The sequence below is a fragment of the Thermophagus sp. OGC60D27 genome, assembly GCF_052400625.1.
In the GTDB taxonomy this organism is placed as follows: Bacteria; Bacteroidota; Bacteroidia; order Bacteroidales; family Marinilabiliaceae; genus Thermophagus.
Genome location: NZ_JBQTGH010000006.1, coordinates 47,671 through 72,418, shown reverse-complemented (window position 1 = coordinate 72,418; position 24,748 = coordinate 47,671). Strand labels below are relative to the sequence as shown.

The window sequence follows — 24,748 nt, the reverse complement described above, 5'->3', positions numbered from 1 at the left end:
TTTGAGCTGCATCCGGATTTTGAAATGCGAAGTGACAGGCTTCCTTCTGCTGAAAGCGAAGCAGAATTATTCAAAGTTTATATAATGGAGTGATTAGTCGTGAATGGGTTTTTGATAGGTTTTATAAAAGACAAAATCTATCAAGCCACCAGGTAAACATAAAGAAATGACTGAAGCAACAGACATTTTAAAACGCGTACGTCAGATTGAAATCAAAACTCGAGGTCTCTCTAGTAATATTTTTGCAGGAGAGTATCATTCCGCTTTTAAAGGAAGAGGAATGATGTTCAGTGAAGTACGTGAATATCAGTATGGTGATGATATTCGTAATATCGATTGGAACGTAACAGCGCGGTTCAATCATCCCTATGTGAAAGTTTTTGAAGAAGAACGTGAACTGACGGTCATGCTGATGATAGATGTTTCCGGCTCGCGTGAATTTGGAACCACATGGCGGTTCAAAAAAAACATGATCACCGAAATGGCAGCTGTGCTGGCTTTCTCTGCCATACAAAACAACGACAAAATCGGTGTCATCTTTTTTTCTGACCGAATTGAAAAATTTATTCCACCCAAAAAAGGTCGGAAGCATATTCTGTATATTATTCGGGAATTAATCAGCTTCAGTCCGGAAAACCGTGGCACCAACATTTCAGAGGCTCTTCGCTACTTGACCAATGCCATACGAAAACGCTGCACAACATTTGTCATATCCGATTTTATGGATGAAGGTTTCGAGGATTCTCTGAAAATTGCCAATCATAAGCACGATGTGGTGGCTCTCAGGGTTTATGACCCAAGAGAAACCGAAATGCCGAATATAGGATTTGTTAAGCTTAAAGATGCCGAAACCGGAAAATTTTCATGGATCAACACTTCGAATAGAAAAACTCGTGAAGCCTATAAGGAATGGTGGACTCAGACCGAGGAAAAACTTCACAATGCTTTTTCAAGAAGCGGTGTTGACAATGTGGCAGTACCAACCAATGAAGACTATGTTAAAGCACTCATTTCACTCTTTAAAAAACGAGCTTAAGATGGGGTACAAACCATTTTTTATACATATTTCAAAATATCCGGCCTTGGTATTTTTACTACTGGCTATTATTGGCTCGGGTAATACCAGGGCACAAAATTATTCAGTATCTGCGACGCCCGATTCTACGCTTATGGTGATTGGGGGTCAAATGAATCTGACATTAGAGGTGGCTCAAACCAAAGGAATAAAAGTGGTTTTTCCGCAATTCAGCGATACCATCACAAAAAGTATTGAAATAATTGAACAATCGGCTCTGGATACCACAGAGCTAGGGAATGACCGTATTTCTGTAAAAAAAGTAATCAGAATCACCTCATTCGACAGTGGTTTACACTATATCCCTCCTATTGAATTCGAATTAGCATCGGAACAGCTCCAATCCATAAAAAAAACGAACGCTTTAGGACTTATGGTGGTTAATCCATTCGAAGAGGTGGATCCTCAAAAGGGAATTACGGACATTAAAGGTCCTCTCTATGCACCCTTCAAGCTATCCGAACTTTATCGATTTTTGCCTTGGATTTTTGGAGGTCTTATCGTTGCCATTTTAATTGCAGCGGGGATCTATTTTTATGTGAAACGGAAAAATCCCATTTCAGCCTTTATCAGGGAAAAACCCAAAGAACCGGCTCACATAATAGCCTTAAGAGAACTAGACCATCTTAAAGAAGCAAAACTTTGGCAAAAAGGTCATCCCAAGGAATTCCATTCCAGCCTGACCGATATTCTAAGAAAATATTTGGAACACAGGTATGGAATACCTGCTCCAGAGCAAATCACATCAGAAATAATGAATTCAATTTCTAAAATTGAATTGCCGGATGATAAAATAGCAGATCGTCTGCGCCAGGTTTTAGAATTGGCTGATCTTGTAAAGTTTGCCAAGATGGAACCTCTACCCGATGAAAATGATCTTTCACTTATGAATGCTTATTTCTTCGTCAATCAAACCAAATACGAAGAAGTTTCCACGCCAGAAGAACAGGCGCAGGAACTGAAAGATAAAACAGAAAAAGTTGAACCGTAACAACCTTGATAAGGAATGAACTATACATTTCAACATCCGCATTTCTTTTTCCTGCTACTTCTACTACTGCCAATGATTGGTTGGTATTTGTGGAAGCATAGGGAACTTAATGCATCCTTACAAATTTCCACATTAAAGGGTTTTTCGGCCATTCGAAAATCCCGAAAAACATATTTGAGGCACCTCCCGTTTGTGTTAAGATGCCTCACCCTGATATTGCTCATTATTGCTTTGGCACGACCACAATCGACCAATAATCTGAGAGAAGTAACGACCGAAGGGATCGATATTATGGTGTCATTGGATATTTCTGGCAGTATGCAAGCCATGGACTTTAAGCCCAACCGACTGGAGGCCGCCAAAGATGTGGCTATTGAATTTATTTCGGGTCGTCCTAATGACAAAATGGGTTTGGTAATTTTTGCAGCAGAAAGTTTTACCCAATGTCCATTGACCATCGATCACGCTGCACTTATCAATCTCATTCAGGATGTCAGCTTTGGGATGCTGGAGGATGGAACTGCTATCGGTATGGGATTATCGACGGCCGTAAGCAGGATAAAAGACAGCGACGCTAAAAGCAAGGTAATCATTTTACTTACAGACGGAGTGAATAATCGTGGCGAAATCCACCCTCTTACCGCCGCGGAGATAGCCAAAAGCTTTGGAATTAGAGTCTATACCATCGGCGTTGGAAGTATCGGTACAGCCCCCTTCCCCGTCAATACCGTTTTTGGCCAACAGGTGCAGCAAATGGAAGTGAAAATTGATGAGGATATGCTCAAAGAAATTGCCAACATGACAGGCGGAGAATATTTCAGAGCTACAAACAAAAATAAATTGAAGGAGATTTATGAAAAAATCGACCAAATGGAAAAAACCAAAATACAGGTCAAGGAATACTCCAAACGGTCGGAAGAGTTTATTCCTTTTGCTTTGGCAGCTCTGATATTACTGCTAGCCGAAATATTATTAAAAAATACCGTTCTCAGAAATCTGCCCTGACAGAATGGTCTTAATCGTTTAAAAATTAGTCTGTATGTTTCGATTTGGACACCCTGAATATCTATATTTGTTGGTATTAATTCCAATATTAGCGTTTGTTCAACTAATTTTCAGATACCAACGAAAGAAGAAACTAAAAAAATTCGGTAATCTTGAATTGATAAATCACTTGATGCCGGATGTTTCATACGTACGTCCTGTCGTTAAATTTTATTTATTGCTACTCGCTTTGGCACTATTGATAATAACCCTTGCATCACCTCAGTTTGGCACAAAGTTGGAAACAGTAAAACGAAAAGGAATCGAACTGATTATAGCACTGGATGTTTCCAACAGCATGAATGCAACCGATGTTCAACCTAGTAGGCTTGCTCGTGCCAAACTAGCCATTGAACGACTTGCAGACAAAATGGTCAACGACCGAATAGGACTCATTGTATTTGCCGGGGATGCATATGTGCAATTACCTATTACCTCTGACTATGCTTCAGCAAAACTCTTTTTGTCAGGTATCAACACCAATATGGTTCCAACGCAAGGTACCGCCATCGGATCGGCCATTAGATTAGCCAACAACTCATTTAGCCATCAAGAAGGAATAAACAGAGCCATTGTTGTCATAACAGATGGAGAAAACCATGAAGATGATGCAATCATTGCAGCCAAAGAAGCACTCGAAAAAGGCATCAAAGTTTACACTGTAGGAATGGGACTACCTGATGGGGCCCCCATTCCTGTAACCCCTGGGAATCAAAGTAGTTTTATGAAAGATAACCAGGGAAACGTAGTTATTACAAAAATGAACCCCGCGCTATTGAAAGATATTGCCAATGTTGGAGAAGGAAAATACATCCCAGCCAACAATCTGAGAGCAGGAATCAACGACCTGATAGATGAATTAGGTGGACTAAAAAAGAGTGAAATAGAATCGAAGATTTACACTGACTATGACGATCAGTTCCAATATCCGGTCGCTCTGATCATATTAATTTTGTTGATTGAATTCATTATTCTGGAAAGAAAAAACAAATTGTTGAAAAATATTGATCTGTTTACTGTAGATGAACACAAAAGGGATGAAGAAATATAGTTTATTGGACGTTGATTTTCTCAGAAAACATATACCCTTTGTCAGATATATGCAGGAATCCTGTCATAAGACAAAGAGAACAATAATAAAAGGTTTTGCCATGAGGTTCAATTATATAATAGCTTTACTCATACTTTCCGGTATAAGTATTGGAACATCGGCCCAGAACGAACGTCGTTTCATTCGAAACGGCCATGAATATTTTGAAGAAAAAAAATATGTAGAGTCGGAAATTGAATTTAGAAAAGCGCTTGAGAAAAATCCGGAAAGCTTTGACGCACGATTTAATCTGGGAGATGCACTTTTTAAACAAGAAAAGGTAGACGAAGCATTGGAGCAATTTCAAGCCATACGCAACAGTTCCAACGATAAACAAAAGATCTCGGATGTCTATCACAATATTGGAAATGCTTTTTTTGCCAAGCAACAATATGATAAAAGTATTGAGGCCTATAAGGAAGCCTTAAGGAACGATCCTGAAGACAATGAGACTAGATACAACTTAATTGCCGCTCAAAAGATGTTAAAGCAACAAGAACAAAACAAACAAAATCAGGATAAAAACAAAGACAAACAGGAAGAACAAAAAGAACAAGAACAACAGCAGCAACAGAATCAACAGAATCAGGATCAACAGAATAAAGATAATCAGCAACAACAGCAGCAACAACAACAGCAGCAACAGCAACAGATCTCAAAAGAAGATGCAGAAAGGATCCTGAAGTCGCTGGAAGAAGATGAAGAAAAATTGCAGAAAAAAATTAAAAAAGCCCAACAACAACAACAAAGACGTATTGAAAAGAACTGGTAACCCCAGATACAATTTATGATATGGTATTGCTAAATAAGCTATTTTTACCATTCAATTAATCTTGTTTGCAAAAAACAGTTATGAACGCATATTTAAATAATCTTAACGGTCTTGTTTTATTAATGCCTCGAGATAAATACAATTTATATAAAGAGAATGTACTCAAAAGCAGACTCATTCTTTTAATATTTGGGATTCTGACACTGTGCAGCTTTGATAGTTCAGCTGCAGAAGTAGAATTTAAAGTCACCGCTCCCAATGCGGTAGTTCAAGGGCAAAAATTTCAATTGGTATATTCCCTTAACAGTGAGGGAGAAGATCTTAGGGTACCGGATATGTCACCATTTAGTATCCTTATGGGCCCCACAATGTCTCAACGATCTTCAGTACAAATCATTAACGGGAAGGTTAGTAGGGAACAGGAATACTCTTACACTTATATCCTGAAGGCAGAACAAACAGGAACATTTACTATCGATCCCGCAACCATTGAAGTGGATGGAAAAAAATATCAGTCAAATAGTATAACAATAAAGGTAGTAAAAGCTGAAAATCAGGCAGCCGCTACACAACAAGGGGCTACCAGCGAATCTTCCACCGGCGTTGTTCCCTCAGGTGATCTTTTCATTACGATGCAAGCCAATAAAAAAAGCGTTTACCAAAGCCAACCGGTACTGATTACCACTAAAATATACACCAGGGTAAATTTGGAAGGGATAAGCGACATCCAACATCCCTCCTTCCGTAGCTTTATCGCTGAAGACCTGACTGGAAATGACAATATTGAATGGACTCTGGAAAACTTAAATGGTAAGACGTACCGCGTCGGAACTTATAATCAGAAAATCCTTTTTCCGCAACGTAGCGGAACCATTAAGATTGAGCCCATATCCATTGAATTTCTTGTCAGGATAAGAAATACACGACAATCTACCAATATTTTCGATAACTTTTTCGACACATATCGTACTGTAAAGAAAACCGTTACTTCCAAAGGTTTAACCATTAATGTCAAGCCTTTACCGACCCCCCAACCCGATAATTTTTCCGGATACGTGGGATCGCTCAACATGTCGGTTTCAACTTCCCAGAACAATGCCAATGTCAACGACGGGATAACACTAAAGACCGTATTGAGCGGAACAGGAAATCTAAAAGTAGCCGGCGATCCTCAATTTAACATTCCACCCGATTTTGATGTCTTTGATCCCAGTACTTCATCCAATCTGTCAACAACTTATTTGGGGCACAAAGGGACCAAAACCTATGAACAACTAATTATTCCCAGACATCCGGGAACTTATGAAATACCTCCGGTAGAATATGTCTATTTTGATCCTTCAGTAGGAAAATATAAAACACTAAAAAGCAAGCCTGTAGTTATAAAGGTGGAAGGAAGTGAGACTGATGCACCTGTCAACCGTTCAAATGTTTCAGGCCCTATAGGAACAACAAGTCGGGAAAGTGTTCAGTTCCTAGGACAGGATATCCGTTACATAAAAACCAAAAACGGAACATTAAAACCATCCAATACATTCTTTTTCGGCACATGGAAATTTTATCTCGGTTATCTTATCCCATTCCTGTTGTTTGTATTGGTTTCCATCATCTTTAGACAAAAGATAAAAGAAAATGCCAACATACAACTCAAAAAAACCAAACGTGCCAATAAACTGGCACAAAAAAGATTGAAAAAGGCAGCAAGTCATCTTAAATCGGGAAATAAAGAGGCCTTTTTTGAAGAGCTGTCTAGAGGTTTGTGGGGGTATATAAGTGATAAACTAGTTATCCCCGTTGCTGACCTCACGCGCGACAATGTCAAGGATGAGTTGAAAAGTCACGGTGCACAACAGGAAACCATTGACCAGTTACTTGAAATCCTAGATACCTGCGAATATGCACGTTATGCGCCTGACGATTCTGAAAGTGAGAAGAAAAATCTTTACAAGAATGCGGTTAATGTAATAAGTCGCCTCGAACGAAATGTAAAGAAAAAAATAAAATAAAAACTTGAAGTTAACCGGGACAATTGGCGGGGAAGATGATATTAAGCCTGACCATCAATAAAACCGTTAATTCAGTTGCACATAAATCAATTCTTTCAAAAGATCTGATTTTAACGAATAAATTTTTCAGACACATGAAAACTAAAATATTTGTCTTTGTTCTCTGGCTTTTTTATGGAATAAATGTAGTGGCACAGGATAATCGTATTGAACAAGGAAATCAATTTTACTCAGAGGGTAAGTTTGACCAGGCTATAGAGATGTACCAAAGCATTCTTCAGTCTGGTTTGGAAAGTGCCACCCTTTATTATAATTTGGGAAATGCCTATTACAAATCAGGGAAATTGCCGGAAGCTATTCTCAATTACGAGCGTGCGCTACTTTTGGCCCCACAGAACAACGACATCCGTTATAACCTGCGACTGGCGTATGAACAAACAGCAGACAAAATTGAAAAGGTAGATCAATTTTTTATCACCAAATGGTTTCAAAGTATCCGAAATTTAAACGATTCAGATGGATGGGCTGTTTATTCCATCGTTACATTTGTTCTTTTTTTGATTGGTTGTGGCTTTTATCTATTTGGCAATAGTTCATTGATAAAAAAAGTCGCCTTTGCATTCGCTGCAATTTTTATTCTCTTATCCATTACTTCTTTCAGTTTCTCATCCTATCAAAAAGACAAACTGGTAAACAGGACCCATGCTATCATCTTTACTCCGACGGTCAATATCAAAAGTTCACCTGACCAGAGTGGCACCAATTTATTTGTTCTGCATCAGGGCACTAAAGTAGAACTGATCTCCAAGTTAGGTGAATGGTGGAATATTCGTCTTGAAGACGGAAATGAAGGCTGGATTCATGAATCAGAAATTGAAGTAATCTGATTATTTAAAGATTAACGATGACAATATAACAACAATGCCTCAATAAAAACAAACATGCATAAACACATCGCTATGCATATTCTTTACTGAGATATAGCATCAAATGATTTTCAAAAAATGTCGGGTATCAACGCCCCAACTAAAGGGAATCAATACCCGACATGGACTATCGTCGTTTAGGGAATACTTATTTAAATTAATTCGAGACTCCTCTTAACAAAGCGGCTTAGAGCCTCTCCTTTCAACATATTATTCGAAAGAAGAGCCAAATCAATAAGCTGAGAAACCAGCTTGTTTTTTGAGGCATATTCTTTTAATACTTCATCTTTTTGTTTCCTCAGCTCGATAATTTGCTTTTCCACATCCTCCAGTTCTTCTTTTTGGGCTTGCGGGATCTCTTCTTCTTTTTTTCCTTCTTTAGATTTCTCGAGTTCTGATTTTTTTGTTTCCAGATTATTGATTTTTTCTCTTAACCCATTGGCGGTTTCACCGACTTCCTTTTCACAATCGTCCGCTATTCTGCGAATCAATTGATGATTTCCATTAACCACCAGATTATAACTATCAGGCATCTCTCCGTAGAACATCATAGGGCCACCACCTGTTTGGCTCATTTCTTTCATCCTACGCATAAATTCCTGCTGCGTGATCATTACAGGTTTATCATCAGCAGATAAAGCTTCAAAAGACACAATAAAATTAGCCTTGTCTAATTCAGGGGTTTGCGATTTGAACAATTGTGTCAGATTATCCTTTTCAGCATCCGACAGTTTTAATTCATTTTGTTCTTCTTTAGGGATCAACTTCTCAGGCACATCACTATCCACTCTCACAAAGCGGGTTTTTTCAAATTTTTGTTCCAAATGATTAATGAAGTGCGTATCCAGTTGGCCATCCATCATTAGAACATCATATCCTTTATTTTTGGCCGCTTCAATAAAGGAATACTGATCTTCTTTATTGGTAGCATACAGATAAACCAGTTGCTTATCCTTATCGGTTTGATTGTCTTTTATAATATTTTTATACTCTTCAAAGGTAAAGAACTTATCTTCAGTATTCTTCAGCAAAGAAAACTTTTGGGCCCGATCATAGAATTTCTCATCGGTGAGCATTCCATACTCAATAAATATTTTCAGATCGTCCCATTTTTCTTCAAAAGATTTTCTTTCATTTCGGAAAATCTCATCTAACCTGTCTGCTACCTTTTTGGTTATGTGACCTGAGATCTTCTTAACATTTGAATCACTCTGAAGATATGATCTGGAAACATTTAGAGGAATATCTGGGGAGTCGATAACTCCGTGCAAAAGCGTCAGGAATTCCGGCACAATGCCTTCCACCGAATCGGTCACATACACCTGATTGCAATAGAGTTGAATTTTATTCTTTTGAATTTCTATGTTATTTCTAATCTTAGGGAAATAAAGAATCCCGGTCAGATTAAAGGGATAATCGACATTCAGATGAATATTAAACAAAGGCTCTTCCGCCATCGGATAAAGATCACGATAAAACTTTTTATAATCTTCCTCCTTCAGATTGGAAGGCTTTTGTGTCCACAAAGGATGAGTATCATTAATGATATTTTCTTCATCGGTTTCAACTTCTTTACCGTCTTCCCATTTAGTTTTTTTACCGAAGGCAATGGGTACGGGCAAAAAGCGACAGTACTTTTTCAGTAACCGTTCGATTTCTCCCTTAGCAGCAAAATGTTGGTTCTCATCATCAATGAACAAAATAATATCGGTTCCCCTGTCTTTTTTATCGATTTCTTCGATAGAATATTCAGGACTTCCGTCACATTCCCATTTAACGGCTTTTGCACCATCACGGTATGACAAAGTGTGTATTTCTACTTTTTTGGATACCATGAATGCCGAATAAAATCCCATTCCAAAATGTCCGATAATGGCATTGGCATCATTTTTATATTTCTCAAGGAAATCGTTGGCCCCTGAAAACGCAACCTGATTGATGTATTTATCAATCTCTTCAGCGGTCATCCCAACACCCCTGTCCGAAATAGTAATAGTTTTCTTCTTATCGTCAACAGAAACTCGGACGGTCACGTCTCCCGTTTCACCCTTAAAATCTCCAATACGTGCAAGCGTATTAAGCTTTTGCGTGGCATCTACTGCATTGGAAACCAGTTCACGCAAAAAGATCTCGTGATCAGAATACAGATATTTTTTAATTATTGGAAAGATGTTGTCGGTACTAACACCAATTTTCCCTTTTTGCATAACTCTATACGATTTAAATGGATTCAACTAAAATGTCGGCACTCTAAAAACAAAGGCTATGCCAAAGAAAGGATACTGACATATAGGCAGAGCTCTCTTGATCATAAAGAACTATTTTCAGTATCAATCTGATCAAGCAAATCTTCAATGGTCCTCAATCTATGGGTTTTTCCCGAAGGGCCGGTGAGCAAATACTCAGGATGACCATCCGAGCGAATTTCCACTTCCATACCCGATACCGGTTCATCAGAAGAAGCAAAACCTTTTCGGGCCAATGCACGACTCACCCACTTATATTCAATTCCCTTCCCGACAAGACGAATTGTTTTTAATTTTTTTTCATCAATTGTAAACTGCCCTGTATTATTATCAAACAATATTCCTTCACGCTCAAAAAAACGTCTGAATTCATTGGTAAGAACGAGATCTTCAGGTGTTCCGCTTTCCATCTTTTTCCCTTCAGCCAAAAGCCAAACCTTGTCCGCCATTTGAAGTGCGAGATCCAAGTCATGGGTAGAAAGAAGAATGCCCTTGTTACGAGTGTGGGAAAGTTGTCGTAAAAGATGCATCAGCTCAATGCGACTGGGCAAATCCAAAAAAGCAGTAGGCTCATCCAGCACAATCAAAGGAGTCTCTTGCACCAAAGCTTTTGCAATCATGGCCTTTTGTCGCTCGCCATCGCTCATTTGAACCAGAAGCCTCGACTCAAAACCGTTCAATCCTACAGCGGAAATAGCCTCTTTCACTTTTTTAACATCCCTCTTTCTCATACGACCAAAAAAACCTGTATAAGGACTTCGCCCCAAAGAAACCAAATCGAATACCGTCATATTAGAAACCTCTATCCTTTCGGTCAACACCACACTCACCATTAAGGACAACTCTTTTCCTGAGACAGAAGAAATAGGACGATTATTGATAAAAACAACACCATCCAGTTCGGGGATAAATCCGCACATTGTCTGAAGCAAAGTGGATTTTCCTGCCCCATTAGGACCAAGTAAACACACAAATTCACCGGCATTGAGCTTCACATTGATATCGGAATGCAAGGAACGCACGTCCTGCCCCTTACTCTTATAGCCGATGGCTAGATTATGGGTCTTTATTAATGGTTGTAATGTATTGGACATGATAAACCTTTTTGTGAATTTCACACACCGGGCGTTCTGATATTCCTCCTCCGAAGAATTACTGAAATCACCACCGGAGCACCGATCATACTGGTCACGGCATTAATGGGTAACGAACCTTCAAACCCAGGCATACGAGCAATTAAATTAGAAAATAAAGCCACAGAAACACCCAATAGAATAACCGCCGGAAGCAGCACTTTATGATCGGATGTACGGAACAGCCCTTTGGTCAAATGGGGCACTGCCAGCCCCAGAAAGGCAATGGGACCGCAAAAGGCGGTTATAGAAGCTGTAAGCAATCCTGTCAATAATATGATTAAAAACCTTGAAACACGAATATTAACGCCAAGATTTCCAGCATACTGTTCTCCCAACAACATAACATTTAAGGGCTTTACCAGGAAGTAGGATCCCATTAAACCTAAAAGAACAACCGGAAACAAAATTTGCATTTGCGACCATGTGACAGTAGAAAAACTACCAAGTCCCCAAATAACATAGGCATGAACATCCTCCTTCATACTATAAAACTTTAATATCCCCACCAAGGCAGAGGCCGCATACCCAACCATAATCCCGACTATGAGCAACACTGCATTATCTTTCAAATGACGAGATAAAAACAACACCAGCATTAATACCAGTATGGCGCCACCAAATGCCGCTACAGCAACGGAAAGATGGCCCGCCCAGCCCATATGACTTATGGCGATGCCTCCCACTTTCCCTGCCAACATCAATACTATTGCGACCCCCAAACCAGCGCCCGAGCTAATTCCCAATATCGATGGACCTGCCAGTGGATTTCTAAATAATGTCTGCATTTGCAGACCTCCAACGGCCAAGCCTGCACCCGCCAGCATGGCTGTCAACGTTTGAGGCAACCGACTTTTTAAAACAATAAAATACCAGCTTTCATTTTCATAGGGTTTGCCACTTAGTATTTTCAGAATTGCCTCTATTGGAATGTGTATAGAACCAAAAACAAGATTTAGCAAAAACAATGAAAGCGAAAGAACAAAAAGGCAAATAAGCCACAAAACTATCTTTGGTCTTTTAACCAAATGGAAACCTATTATTTCTTCCATCTATTTAACTCAATTATTTTTTTGCGAGGAGGCATATTTTTTCCACTTAAATGCTATTTGTTAATGGCTCAAAGGCAAATTTTCAATTTATTGGATTATTTTCCTCCCTGATTATCATTTTTCAACCAATGAAAATATACCGGTTCATATTCCTGAAAAAGATCCGGATGCAGATAATAGGCCAAATCATTTAAAATTACATGCGGTTCAACTATGCCTTTTTCATAAAACCCCGAGTAGCGGGAATTACTGATTAATACTTTCCCTTTTTTGAAAGATTCAAACCCGGAATATCGTCCATCCATTTGAAGCAAATCAGAAGTGGTAAAATCTCCTTGATGATTGACCGTCAAAACCCATACATCACTTGAGTAAAAATCATTAAAAACCGTTTCAAAATCCAAAGCTAAAGAACCTGCCCCCGGCCGATTACGATAGCGATATGCAGCCCCAGCATCTTCAAACAATTTAGCCACATAACTTTCGCCCGCCGGCATATACCAAACATCATTAAAAAGATAACCGGTAAAAACAGTGGGCCGGGGAACAACGGATTTGGCTCTTCTGGCGATGGCCTGATAACGGTTCTCAATCTCTTTAAATTGAGAAATTGCGACTTCTTCTTTATCGTAAAAAGCACTAAAAAAAACAAGCCATTCAGCTCTTCCCAAAGGAGAAACTTCAAGATAACTACAATCATAAATTAATAACAGACCTGCCTCCTCAATAGGACCATATCTGTTATCTTTAAAAGGAGAAACAAACACAAACTGTGGAGACGAAGCCAAAAGAACTTCAATATCAGGTGAACCGGCCATTCCCACATTTTTTATTCTCCCTTCGTTCAGGTTTGCCTGTACATAGAAATTTGAGATATACTGAGGCTCGGCAACGCTACCAAGCGATTCAAGAACGCCAATTTTTGCAGCAAATTCGATTTGCGTAGATGAAAAGGCGGACCAATTTGTAACAGGATAGGTTACATACGGCAACAAGTGATTTTGGAACTGTTGGGGACACTCCCCGGACCCTACAAGAATATAATCTCCCTCGGCTGTTTGATCCCAAGGATCAGCTATGTGAATTAATTTCAGACTATCGTAATAAGTTATAGAAAATCCTTTGGCATAGCTCGGACGAAAAACCGAATCAGGTTTAAGATTAGCAAAAAGATCTATAACAGAATCTTTTTGGGTTGCAACGTGGCAAGAAGAAAACAATACGACAGTCAACAGACCGGACAACAATTTTTTTAATACCATCACTTTATCTCCCGAAAGCTTTATTGGTTAAGGGGCAGTGTACAGGCAGGTCTTCTGGCTTTCCCTGATGTAACGCCTTCCCGGAGAAAATCATCCATAATGAATAGATCATTCCAGTGGCTTCTGTTGTTACAACAATAATATGGGATTACAGCTGCGGGTACAGCTCCGGACTCTCTGCCAACAGACCACCGGATTCCCTCGAGGCTTAATAGCACCTGTTACACTTTTGCAAAATTAAAATAATATACAACAACTACAATATCCAATCCCTAACTTACTTTTCTATTAACAAAAGGTAATAAAAGAAATTATAAAGTTTCATGGCAATTAAAAACAAAGGATTCAATCTATCCCCCTCACAAAATCCTATGTCTCAACCATTCCAGCATTGTTTATATTTATCGGTTTCTAAGTTCAATATTATCCAGATATCGCCATTGATCGTTTTTATATTCCAATGCATCATAAGACAGATCAGGCACATAATAACTCCGATCTCCTTCATAAACAGGATCCATCGGTGATAAATGATCCAATACAATCTTCTTTTCCCGGCCATCATATCTTAGCATCATATTGGCATCATTACTATACTCAAAAATCAACCTTTTTTTTACGCGTCCCCCAACATTAAAAATTGGGGCACCAAAAACAGGTATCCCCTGGCGGGCAATATAGAATACATCAACAATTCTGATTTTTGAAAAGGCGTCATTGCCATTATATCCCAAAAGCGTAAAAAAAGTCTGTTTTTTTATTCGTACCGGAATAATTTGGTAATAAACGGCACCGAACCAGTCAGGATAACGCAACGTTGAAAACTGGGCTCGATTAATTTCCGTATACTTATCATTCAATTGATACACCTGAATATTCTTAGCTTCATCTTTTACGGCCAAAAGCCCAAAAAAGTGATGGCCTCCTTCAAGTTTTTCTATGTTCCAAGTCACTATTTTCACCCCTTCCTTTGGCAACAAAAGAGTGGACAATCCTGAAAAGCCGGCGAAATCATCTAAAAACATTTGGGGTTGCGACAATACCATAGAAAGGCGTTGCTGCAACTTTTCCGAAACACTGAAGATGGATTCTTCGCCTTTCATTCTCATTAAGCTGGCAAAACCCATAGCGGTCTCTACATCCGGAATTTTCAGAATCTCTCTCCGATTAGTCATAACGTTAAAACCAACTATTGTATCTTCATTCAAGGGTAACATTTCAAAGTCAAGTGTCCATTTCTCTTCTATTGTAAATGGCAGCTCTTTGGTAAATGTAAAGGCCGTCTTTTCTTTTACTGACTTCAAACAATAAAGCAATTTCTGTTTGCCGCTTTCAAATGAAACAATGGTGACAAAAGCATTGAATTTTTCATCTTGGTCAGACATGACCTCCCACCCCCGTAAAAATTTTGTTGAATCCGGAGCCTCACTTACGTTTACCACAAATCGTTCAATCTGATTGAGTAACGACACTTCCCGAAAATTCTTTTCATTATCATCGCCCTGGAGATAGTTCTCCCATTGCTGGAAGAGTGTTTCATATTTCTGGGCAGTCCCTGAAATAGAAAAGAACACCACAAGGAAAAAAAGAAAAAATAAACGATTAGGCATAAACCAATATTTTTAATTATCTATATTTTTAAATATTTTTGCACAACATTTATTTTTCAAAAAAAACGAATAATAGCATGCAAACCAACAAACACATAAAATCCGACAACAAAGAAAACAAAAAAATGTCTCGCTTACTAAGAATAGCTATTGGAATAGTAGTAGGTGGCACTTTAGGATATGCATACTATCATTTTATCGGTTGCACCTCCGGCAGTTGTCCTATTACAAGCAGGCCCTGGAACAGTACAATCGCAGGCATGGTTTTAGGATTAATCTGGACAATAAAGTAAAAACAATACTTGCCAAAAAGATGTTAGGCCTAGGATAATTTGAAATCCAATAGGTATGGCAATCCAATCATTATCCCTGAATTTCCTACCCTGATAATGTCAGTTTTAAATAAAAAGAAGGACACATTAACACCCAAAAAACGTTCTGCCCCCTGTTCAGACCAACGTATTAGAACGAAACAGGGACGACAGAACGCCTGCCATAAATAACAAATTAATAAGGATTTACTCCCAATTCAAAATAACCTTACCACAATTTCCTTCTTCCATGATGTCAAATCCCTTTTGAAATTCGTCAATTGGAAAACGATGTGTAATTATTGGAGAAATATCCAACCCCGACATCAACATCTGTTCCATATGATACCATGTTTCAAACATCTCACGTCCATAAATCCCTTTTAACATTAAGCCTTTAAAAATAATTGTATTCCAATCAACAACAGTAGAAGAAGGAAGTATGCCGAGCAAAGAAATCTTACCCGAATTGTACATATGGGCCAGCATTTGGTTGAAAGCCTTTTCCGATCCTGAACACTCCAATCCTATATCAAAACCGATCATTCCCAGCTCACGAATCACATCAGACAAATTTTCCTTCAGCGGATTAATTACTTTGGTAGCACCCATCTTACGTGCAATTTCTGCCCGATATTCGTTCATTTCTGTGGCCACCACATATCGGGCACCTGCAAACTTAGCAACAGCAACACTCATGCTTCCTATCAGGCCTGCACCGGTAACCAGAACATCCTCCCCTATCAATGGAAATGATAGAGCTGTATGCGTTGCATTTCCCAGCGGGTCCATGATGGCAACAATATCGTCCGGGATTTGCGAATTAATCTTCATCACATTATTGGAAGGAACCTTCACATACTCGGCAAAGGCACCATCTATATTAACCCCTATCCCAACAGTTTTCTCACAGATATGCTGCCTGCCCCTTCGACAGTTCCGGCAATATCCACAGGAAATGTGACCTTCACCGGTAACACGGTCTCCCACTTTCACATTGGTCACTTCTGATCCTACGGCAGATACATATCCCACATATTCATGCCCGATAATCATGGGGGTTTTGATGGTTTTTTGTGCCCACTCATCCCATTTGTATATGTGAAGATCCGTACCACATATGGCTGTTTTTGTTACGTTGATTATAACATCGTTATGACCTGGTTCAGGGATGGGAACCTCCTGCATCCATATCCCTTTTTCGGGTTTCAGCTTTACCAGAGCTTTCATTGTTTTCATCACTATAAAGTTTATCTAATTTATTGGTCTGATGGAACTCGCATGGCCCATCGCTTTTATAAACATCCTTATTAAGGCAATTGTCCCATATTCGATTACGCCTTCGACATTAGCACACTCTCTTTCCCCAAAGACATTAAGATAGAGTAGGCTCAGGTAGGAATAACCCGGATGACGATTTTTCAAACAGACCATTCCCAAGCGAATTACCCGGATCTCAGAAGAAAGAGATCCAGAAAGGAATGGCCAAAGTAAAATATCCTAATTATCCCGGATGTTCTGAGCTTTATCAATTGCTTAAATAAGCATTTAGGGAAATAACCTAGCCTTTAGCAAATGTAGAATCATTCACCATCTCAAAAAAAAACAATCATCATGTTTGACGTAAGAATAATGAACAATTATTCAGCAAGCTTCAGTTCTATTGGTTCCCCATCTAATTCAGCTTGATTGATACAACTAAGATATTTATAAAATTCAATTTGCGATCTCAGAGGAGAAGTTCCTTTCTTTGGTTTCTTCAATTTGTTATTTAATTCATTATCTAGGATTCTGGCAGCACTAGTATCTTTCCACTGAATAAGAAACATATCAATCAGTTGTTTTTTCAGCTTCTCATCATATACCGGACAAGCCACTTCAACTCTTCGGTCGAGATTGCGAGACATCAAGTCGGCCGAAGCAATGTATACTTTTTCTCTTTCGCCGGATCCTATGATGAAGAATCGGCTGTGTTCCAAAAAACGGTCAATAAGACCGATGCAAGGGATCGGCTCCACCTCTTTATCAAAATCAGGAAACAAAGAAAACATGCCCCGCACATTCAATCGCACATCCACTCCTGCTCTTTTGGCCTGATACAATTTCTGAATCATTTTATAATCAGCCAGATTATTCAGTTTAATCCACAACCGGGCATCCCCACCTTTTTGGGCTACCATAATCTCTTTATTAATCAGCTGGGTTAGCTTACGTCTGAGATAAAAAGGGGAAACCCATAGATGGTTATATCTGGATATCCGATAATTTCGGTCGAAGAAATTAAATACCGAGGCCACCTCTCGGGCGATACCGTCGTGAGCAGTCATCAACAGATGATCACTAAAAACCCTTGCGGTATCTTCATTAAAATTACCGGTTCCCACACATGCATACCGTACCAATTGATTTTCCTCTTTTCGTGTCACCAAGAAAAGCTTGGAGTGTACTTTCAATCCTTTGACGCCATAAATAATTTTCACCCCGGCATTTTGTAGCTTATTAGCCCACTTAATATTCGGCAGTTCATCAAAGCGGGCCTGCAGCTCCATCACTGCCGTAACTTTTTTCCCATTGCGTGCAGCATTAATTAAGGCATGCATCACATTGGAATGTTTGGCTACCCGGTAAATGGTAATTTTTAATTCCTTTACCATTGGGTCAATACTGGCCTCCCGAAGGAAATCAATAAAATGAAGAAATGAATGATAAGGAAAATGCAATAATATATCTCTTTGTTTCAAAACAGAAAAGACAGATTTTCCGTTGGGGTAATGCTCATGCCGGATAGGTGGCAAAGGATCATAAAGCATATCGGGTCCTCCAATTGTGGGGAAATCCATAAAATCCTTAAAATTATGGTATCGCCCTCCCTGAATGATAACGTCATCTTTGGTAAAATGCAATTTCTTCAATAAAATTTCCAGTAAGTCTTTGGGCATTTCTTTGTCATAGACAAATCTCACGGGGGGGGCATCCTTTCTCTTTTCCAAACTCTGGGCAATGGCGTTCACATAACTTTCGGAAATATCGTCGTCAATATCCAGTTCTGCATCTCGAGTAAGTTTAAATGTATAGGCTCCAAACTCATCAAAATCAAACATATAAAAAATATCTTCCAACTCAAATCTTATCACATCATCTAAAAGCATTATTGAAGTAGAATGCGAGTTAGAAGGGACAATAAAAAAGCGTCCTACCGCATCCACCGGAAGTTCAAGCAGTGAATAGACCGATTTGCCGGTACGACGATTTCTTAAAATAACCCCCAAATAAATAGCATCATCCTTCAGGTCAGGAAGATTACGTCGTTTGGATATAATCACGGGCATAAGTTTGGGCCTCACTTTTTGCTCAAAAATGCGTCGTACATAATCGCCCTGTTTTTCATTTAGCGACTTTTCATCCAGCATATATACGTTATGGCCCTCCAGCTCTCGAATAATTTGTTCATACACACGGCCAAATTCAAGCCCCTGTTCTTTAACAATTCGATTAATTTCAAATAGGGTTTTTCGCGGTGAAACACCGTCAATTTCTGCATCCTTACCCAACTTGGCCAAACGCTTCAAAAAGGCGACTCTTACCCTGAAAAATTCATCGAGATTATTGGAATATATCCCGAGAAACTTTATCCGCTCAATCAATGGCACTTCCTTTTTTGAAGCTTCCTGCAAGACACGCGCATTAAAGTAGAGCCAACTTAATTCTTTGGAACGATATTTTTTATAGAGCATAGATGTTGACCTTAAAACAATTCATAAAGAAAAACTAATATAGCCACAATTTGTTGATTTCACACACTAAAAATAAGTCAATAAAAATTTCATCCGAATAAAGTTTATCTAGGTTTTTTGACGAATGGAACGCGTATGATCTTAAGTTCATTCATATTCCGGGTATGAAAATGGGAATTTGTCATGCTCGTTTCATCCGAAAAAATTAAGTCCAAAGTGTTGGTTTGTAGGTGACATGCATAACAGGCCACATTCACACAACTCCAGGCCGGAAAGTGGGTGCATTCTCCAAATAATGAAGAACAGTTCAATCCTATTCTATATACATCAAACCCAGATGTTTGCTTCGATGCAGCTCAATCGCATGCCTCGATGCGACTCAATCACATGCTCCGATGTGATGCAATCACATGTTCCGATGCGATGCAATCGCAGGCCTAATTATCAACTTTTATTTACGGATTAAAAAAGACGGCATAATTCTACTCGCAGCTTCATGTTAAACAAATACACTTCAATGAAAAGAGAAAATTAAAGGAACCCCGAATGGCAAGAGAATAAGTAACCAATAAACATCAATTACAAAAACATGAATAGGCACATTCAAAAAGAATTTTGCCAAATGATATCCTCATTTTAGTGTTACGGGCAAAAAATCATCCAAAGGCACCAAAATAAGATTTAGCCAACAATAGTGAACATTTTTTCTAAACCACAGTTTTGTTTCTGAACTTTCAGGAAGCCTCGTTTAGGTCCCTTCTATGAAAGATTTTAAACTTTGGGCAACACCTAACACCATCAACTTAACATTACAACACTTAACTAAAGTGTTAGAAACGTCGACCCACACAAGTTTTGAATACCGATGGTTGATACTAAGTAAATCAGTAAAAACTCATTGATACGATTAAAAACAAATTCTAAATTTTTTTGCCATGAATAAAGTATCGGAAGCCAATAAAATTTCCACAAAACTACATGAAATCCTGGAAATAAAACATTTAACAGACTCCACCTTTATCATCAGAATGGAAAGAAATAATCTCAAATTCAAAGCAGGACAACACATCAACGTTGGTCCGGCCAACAGCATCCATACCAGAGAATATTCTATTTATAGTGGTGAAAATGATGATTATCTGGAAATTCTGGTCAAGGAAGTGACCGATGGGTTTATCTCTCCAGTTCTTAAAAAGCAAAAACCCGGTAACATGTTGGTGGTGGAAGAACCTGTAGGTTATTTTTCCCTCCCCTCCCAGATCGATCCCAATGAACAATTGTTGTTTATTGCAACCGGTACAGGCATTTCACCGTTCCATAGTTTTATAAAATCATATCCCGTCCTCAATTATCGTATTCTTCACGGTATTCGCAATACCACCGAAAAATACGAATCAGACTTTTATGCCCCTTCCCGATATGTGGCGTGTACCTCACGCCAAAAAAGTCAAGATTCCTATTTCGGACGGGTAACCAATTATCTCGAAGAAAACCCTATTGAAGGCAAGGTTCGTTGTTATCTGTGTGGTAATAGCAGCATGATCCATGATGTGTATGACCTTCTGGAAACGCAGGGTATTCCTTCGGAGAAAATACATGCTGAAGTCTATTTCTAACCGCGTTCTTTATTCTGACCAAAAACGAAGAAAAATCAATAAAGGAAAGGGCATTTCATAAATCTTTTTATAGGCGAGGCCAAAACTACCAAAAATGATTAAGGCCCTTAGATGGACAATAACCAACACCATCCAGGGCCTTAACTAATAGTTTTATATCCACTTATTCTTTTTGTTTGTGCTTTTCTTCGATCCATTTACGGGCATTTACAAAAGCCTCCATCCAAGGGGTTATGGCATCGTTGCTTCTTCCCTGCGGATAGTGACTCCACTGCCATGGAAAAACCGACCGTTCCAAATGAGGCATCATGGCAAGGTGACGGCCATCTTGCGAACATATGGCAGCTGCATTATAATCACTTCCGTTTGGGTTCGAAGGATATGCTTCATAACCATATTTTCCGGGAATATGATAGGCATTTTCCTCCATCGGCAGACAGAACTTCCCCTCCCCGTGAGCCACCCAAACCCCGATCTTAGAGCCGGCCAACGACTTCAACATAACTGAATGGTTCTCCTGAATAGTCATGGTTACAAAATTAGATTCGAATTTATGCGAATCATTGTGAAGCATTCTGGCTTTCTTTTCATGTTCCGGATTAATCAGATCAAGATTCACCATTAGCTGACAACCGTTACAGACCCCCAGACTCAAAGTATCGGGACGTGCATAAAAATTCTCCAGCGCTTTTTGAGCCTTTTCGTTATATCGGAATGCTCCGGCCCATCCTTTAGAGGATCCCATAACATCTGAATTGGAAAAGCCTCCCACAAAAACAATAAAATCAATTTCTTCTAAAGTTTCTCTTCCCGAAATCAGATCGGTCATGTGAACATCTTTTACTGCAAAACCGGCTTTATAAAGAGAATAAGCCATTTCCCGATCACCATTAACACCTTTTTCCCGAATAATGGCAGCCTTTGTGACCCTTTGAGGATTAATCAGAGCAAGCGATTCCAACGTACCTTGGAAATGAGCCGGGAACTGAAACTCCAAAGCTTGTTTTTTGTAATTATTGAAACGCTCTTCAGCTTTCTTCTCCCCGGATTGGTTGCGATCGAGCAAATAAGAAGTCCTAAACCAAACATCCCGCATATGGTCGATATCAAAGCTGAAGTTTTTGATTTTTGTCTTCACCTTCAAATGTCGCGTTTCAACCGGCCGACCAATCACCTCAAATCGGATACCTGCCTGCTCAAGCAAACCACCCACAGTATCCAGATCAGCAACCTGAATCACGACAGCAGGATTTTCGCTAAAAAGCAGCTTAACAGGATCTTCTTCCATCATATTGGAAAGATCCGCTTCCACACCATAATCTTTATTAGCGAAACACATCTCCAGCAAGGTGGTTACCATTCCACCCGCCGAAACGTCATGTCCTGCCAGTACCAATCCTTCCCGAACCAATTGCTGAATCGTTTCAAAGCCTTGACGGAAATAGTTGGAATCTTTTATCGTTGGAACTTCATTGCCCAGCTTATTTCTAATCTGGGCAAAACTGCTTCCTCCAATCTTCATGGTATCCGACGACAGATCAATATATATAAGGTAGGTATCGCATTCTTTTTTCAACACCGGCTTAACAATCCTGCGAACATCGTCTGTCTCGGCCGCAGCACTTATAATCACCGTTCCTGGGGAGATGACAGCTTCTCCGTCAGGATATTTTTGCGTCATAGACAAAGAATCTTTTCCGGTAGGAATGTTGATTCCAAGATCACAGGCAAAACGACTAACAGCATCCACTGCCTCATATAAGCGGGCATCTTCCCCACTATTTCGACAAGGCCACATCCAGTTGGCACTTAAACTTATTCCTTTTATGCCATGCGTCAGCGGAGCCCAAACAATATTTGTCAAAGCTTCGGCTACAGAAATGACAGATCCGGCTTTAGCATCGACCAATCCAATGCCCGGGGCATGGCCGATCGATGTAGCAACACCTTTACTTCCGGAATAATCGATTGTTGTCGCCCCCAGATCACTTAAAGGCAACTGGATTTCACCAACACATTGCTGACAGGCAACCTTACCGGTCACCGAACGGTCTACCTTATTTGTCAACCAGTCTTTACATGCCACCGCCTCCAGTTGAAGAACCATTTCGAGGTCATTTTCAACCTCATTAACATCATATTTTATATCCTCAAATTGTCTAGAAACCACCTCGTCTTTCATAACTGTTTTAGGTGGATTTCCGAACATATCCGCCAATTGCAGATCGATGGGTACATTGCCTTTATCATCCACAAAACGGAACTGCATATCACCGGTAGTTTGTCCCACCACATACATGGGAGCACGCTCCCTATCGGCTACTTTTTTGAGCTTTTCAACATCTTTTTCATGCAACACCAACCCCATCCGCTCTTGTGATTCATTCCCTACAATTTCCTTTGCCGACAAGGTAGGATCACCCACCGGCAACTGATCAAGATGGATGGTACCACCCGTTTCCTCTACCAATTCAGAAAGACAGTTTAAGTGTCCACCGGCACCATGATCATGAATAGAAACAATTGGGTTTTCATCGCTTTCGGCCATGGCACGAATGGCATTCATGACCCGCTTTTGCATTTCGGGATTGGAACGTTGAACCGCATTTAATTCAATGGAATTGGCAAACTCACCAGTGGCCACAGAAGAAACGGCACCACCTCCCATTCCGATACGGTAATTGTCCCCTCCCAGCACCACCACCTGATCACCTTTAGCGGGTGTATCCTTTAGGCTGTGATCTTTTTTAGCAAATCCGATACCACCTGCCAACATAATCACTTTATCAAAAGCAAATTTGTGATAATTTTCAAAATGCTCGAAAGTCAGGACCGATCCACAGATGAGTGGTTGTCCAAATTTATTTCCAAAATCGCTGGCTCCGTTAGATGCCTTTATTAAAATTTGCTCCGGTGTCTGATAAAGCCATGGTCGTTCCGGAAATGCCTTTTCCCACTTCCGGCCATCGCCGGGACGGGGATAACTGGTCATGTAAACGGCTGTTCCGGCCAAAGGAAGACTTCCTTTTCCACCGCCAAGTCGGTCACGTATTTCACCGCCGGAACCGGTAGCAGCACCGTTAAAAGGTTCCACGGTGGTGGGAAAGTTGTGGGTTTCAGCCTTCAGAGATAAAACGGTTTCAATATCCTTTTCAACAAAAAAATCAGAAGTATCCTGGCGCACAGGGGCAAATTGTTTGGCCAAAGGTCCCTGAATAAATGCCACATTGTCCTTATAGGCTGATACCAGATAATTGGGGTTTTTTTCAGAGGTTTTCTTTATCAATTTAAACAGAGAGCTTTGTTTCTCTTCCCCATCAATAATAAACGTCCCGTTGAAAATTTTATGACGACAATGCTCTGAATTTACCTGTGAAAATCCAAAAACTTCACTATCGGTCAATTTACGCCCCAGACGTCGACTCAAATCATTCAGATATTCTATTTCTTCATTGCTAAGCGCTAATCCTTCCTTCTCATTATATGCCTCAATATTTTCCACAAAAATAACGGGGTCCGGCTCTTTCGCGATATTAAAAACATCCTGATCCAAGCCATCGTACATGGCTTGTAACATGGGATCATATTGCGCCTTTGGGTGATCTGTGGCAAAAAATTCTTCGATTCGTTCAATGCCGGCAATTCCCATGTTCAAGGTAATTTCCACTGCATTGGTACTCCAGGGTGTGATCATTTCTTTTCGGGGTCCAACAAAGAAACCTTCCAGTTTTTGGTTTTCTAAAAGTCGTGCACCATCAAAAAGCCAAATTAATTTTTCTAAATCGGTTTTTGAGAGAGTAGTGCTGCTACCAACAGCTAACACGCGACGATTCTCGCCCTGGAAAAAATGTACCATTTGATCTTCAGTTTTATGCGGTTT

The 24,748-nt window shown here is 39.7% G+C and carries 17 protein-coding genes and 1 riboswitch; of the genes, 9 read left to right on the top strand and 8 right to left on the bottom strand.

The features are described 5' to 3' along the window. The first annotated feature begins 166 nt into the window (after positions 1 to 166). The 7 genes from ACT29H_RS08665 to ACT29H_RS08635 all read left to right on the top strand — a co-directional run bounded on the left by ACT29H_RS08665 (position 167) and on the right by ACT29H_RS08635 (position 7,865). Positions 167 to 1,036 carry a DUF58 domain-containing protein gene (locus tag ACT29H_RS08665; protein WP_444821227.1) on the top strand — a complete coding sequence of 290 codons (870 nt, stop codon included), beginning with the start codon at positions 167 to 169 and terminating at the stop codon, positions 1,034 to 1,036. Position 1,037: 1 nt separating this feature from the next. Then, positions 1,038 to 2,066, top strand: a complete 1,029-nt coding sequence (locus ACT29H_RS08660) for a hypothetical protein (protein WP_444821226.1) — start codon at positions 1,038 to 1,040, stop codon at positions 2,064 to 2,066. Between the two features lie 15 nt (positions 2,067 to 2,081). Next, complete coding sequence (locus tag ACT29H_RS08655; RefSeq protein ID WP_444821225.1) at positions 2,082 to 3,071, top strand: vWA domain-containing protein; 990 nt, start codon at positions 2,082 to 2,084, stop codon at positions 3,069 to 3,071. 34 nt (positions 3,072 to 3,105) lie between these two features. Continuing rightward, positions 3,106 to 4,161 (top strand): vWA domain-containing protein, encoded by a 1,056-nt coding sequence (locus ACT29H_RS08650; RefSeq protein WP_444821224.1) that lies wholly within the window; start codon positions 3,106 to 3,108, stop codon positions 4,159 to 4,161. Positions 4,162 to 4,261: 100 nt separating this feature from the next. Then, positions 4,262 to 4,972 carry a tetratricopeptide repeat protein gene (locus tag ACT29H_RS08645; RefSeq protein WP_444821223.1) on the top strand — a complete coding sequence of 237 codons (711 nt, stop codon included), beginning with the start codon at positions 4,262 to 4,264 and terminating at the stop codon, positions 4,970 to 4,972. 80 nt (positions 4,973 to 5,052) lie between these two features. Continuing rightward, positions 5,053 to 6,978, top strand: a complete 1,926-nt coding sequence (locus ACT29H_RS08640) for a BatD family protein (RefSeq protein ID WP_444821222.1) — start codon at positions 5,053 to 5,055, stop codon at positions 6,976 to 6,978. A 134-nt stretch (positions 6,979 to 7,112) separates the two neighbouring features. Then, positions 7,113 to 7,865: a tetratricopeptide repeat protein gene (locus ACT29H_RS08635; protein WP_444821221.1), complete on the top strand. Its 753-nt coding sequence runs from the start codon at positions 7,113 to 7,115 to the stop codon at positions 7,863 to 7,865. A 191-nt stretch (positions 7,866 to 8,056) separates the two neighbouring features. Here ACT29H_RS08635 and htpG read toward each other — a convergent pair whose 3' ends face one another. From htpG to ACT29H_RS08610, 5 genes are all read right to left on the bottom strand, one after another. Beyond that, positions 8,057 to 10,111 carry a molecular chaperone HtpG gene (gene htpG, locus ACT29H_RS08630; protein WP_444821220.1) on the bottom strand — a complete coding sequence of 685 codons (2,055 nt, stop codon included), beginning with the start codon at positions 10,109 to 10,111 and terminating at the stop codon, positions 8,057 to 8,059. Between the two features lie 101 nt (positions 10,112 to 10,212). Then, the gene (locus ACT29H_RS08625; RefSeq protein WP_444821219.1) at positions 10,213 to 11,244 is read right to left on the bottom strand and encodes an ABC transporter ATP-binding protein; all 1,032 of its coding nucleotides are present in this window, start codon (positions 11,242 to 11,244) and stop codon (positions 10,213 to 10,215) included. Between the two features lie 20 nt (positions 11,245 to 11,264). Then, positions 11,265 to 12,335 (bottom strand): iron chelate uptake ABC transporter family permease subunit, encoded by a 1,071-nt coding sequence (locus ACT29H_RS08620; RefSeq protein ID WP_444821218.1) that lies wholly within the window; start codon positions 12,333 to 12,335, stop codon positions 11,265 to 11,267. A 95-nt stretch (positions 12,336 to 12,430) separates the two neighbouring features. Then, on the bottom strand, positions 12,431 to 13,597 hold the full coding sequence (locus ACT29H_RS08615) for an ABC transporter substrate-binding protein (protein ID WP_444821217.1): 1,167 nt from the start codon (positions 13,595 to 13,597) through the stop codon (positions 12,431 to 12,433). Positions 13,598 to 13,625: 28 nt separating this feature from the next. After that, positions 13,626 to 13,834: riboswitch (cobalamin riboswitch) on the bottom strand. A 164-nt stretch (positions 13,835 to 13,998) separates the two neighbouring features. Then, positions 13,999 to 15,207 (bottom strand): hypothetical protein, encoded by a 1,209-nt coding sequence (locus ACT29H_RS08610; RefSeq protein ID WP_444821216.1) that lies wholly within the window; start codon positions 15,205 to 15,207, stop codon positions 13,999 to 14,001. Positions 15,208 to 15,284: 77 nt separating this feature from the next. On the opposite strand from ACT29H_RS08610, the gene ACT29H_RS08605 reads away from it, so the two are divergent. Then, positions 15,285 to 15,500: a DUF6132 family protein gene (locus ACT29H_RS08605; RefSeq protein ID WP_444821215.1), complete on the top strand. Its 216-nt coding sequence runs from the start codon at positions 15,285 to 15,287 to the stop codon at positions 15,498 to 15,500. A gap of 225 nt (positions 15,501 to 15,725) precedes the next feature. Here the strand turns inward: ACT29H_RS08605 and tdh are convergent, their stop codons facing one another. Next, on the bottom strand, positions 15,726 to 16,757 hold the full coding sequence (tdh, locus tag ACT29H_RS08600) for an L-threonine 3-dehydrogenase (protein WP_444821214.1): 1,032 nt from the start codon (positions 16,755 to 16,757) through the stop codon (positions 15,726 to 15,728). Between the two features lie 401 nt (positions 16,758 to 17,158). Beyond that, positions 17,159 to 19,252 carry a polyphosphate kinase 1 gene (gene ppk1, locus ACT29H_RS08595; protein ID WP_444821213.1) on the bottom strand — a complete coding sequence of 698 codons (2,094 nt, stop codon included), beginning with the start codon at positions 19,250 to 19,252 and terminating at the stop codon, positions 17,159 to 17,161. Between the two features lie 935 nt (positions 19,253 to 20,187). On the opposite strand from ppk1, the gene ACT29H_RS08590 reads away from it, so the two are divergent. Further along, positions 20,188 to 20,868, top strand: coding sequence for an FAD-binding oxidoreductase (locus ACT29H_RS08590; protein WP_444821212.1), 681 nt, complete (start codon positions 20,188 to 20,190; stop codon positions 20,866 to 20,868). Between the two features lie 163 nt (positions 20,869 to 21,031). Here ACT29H_RS08590 and purL read toward each other — a convergent pair whose 3' ends face one another. Next, a complete protein-coding gene (gene purL / locus ACT29H_RS08585) occupies positions 21,032 to 24,724 on the bottom strand; it encodes a phosphoribosylformylglycinamidine synthase (protein WP_444821211.1) in 3,693 nt (1,230 codons plus the stop codon). Positions 24,725 to 24,748 lie beyond the last annotated feature (24 nt).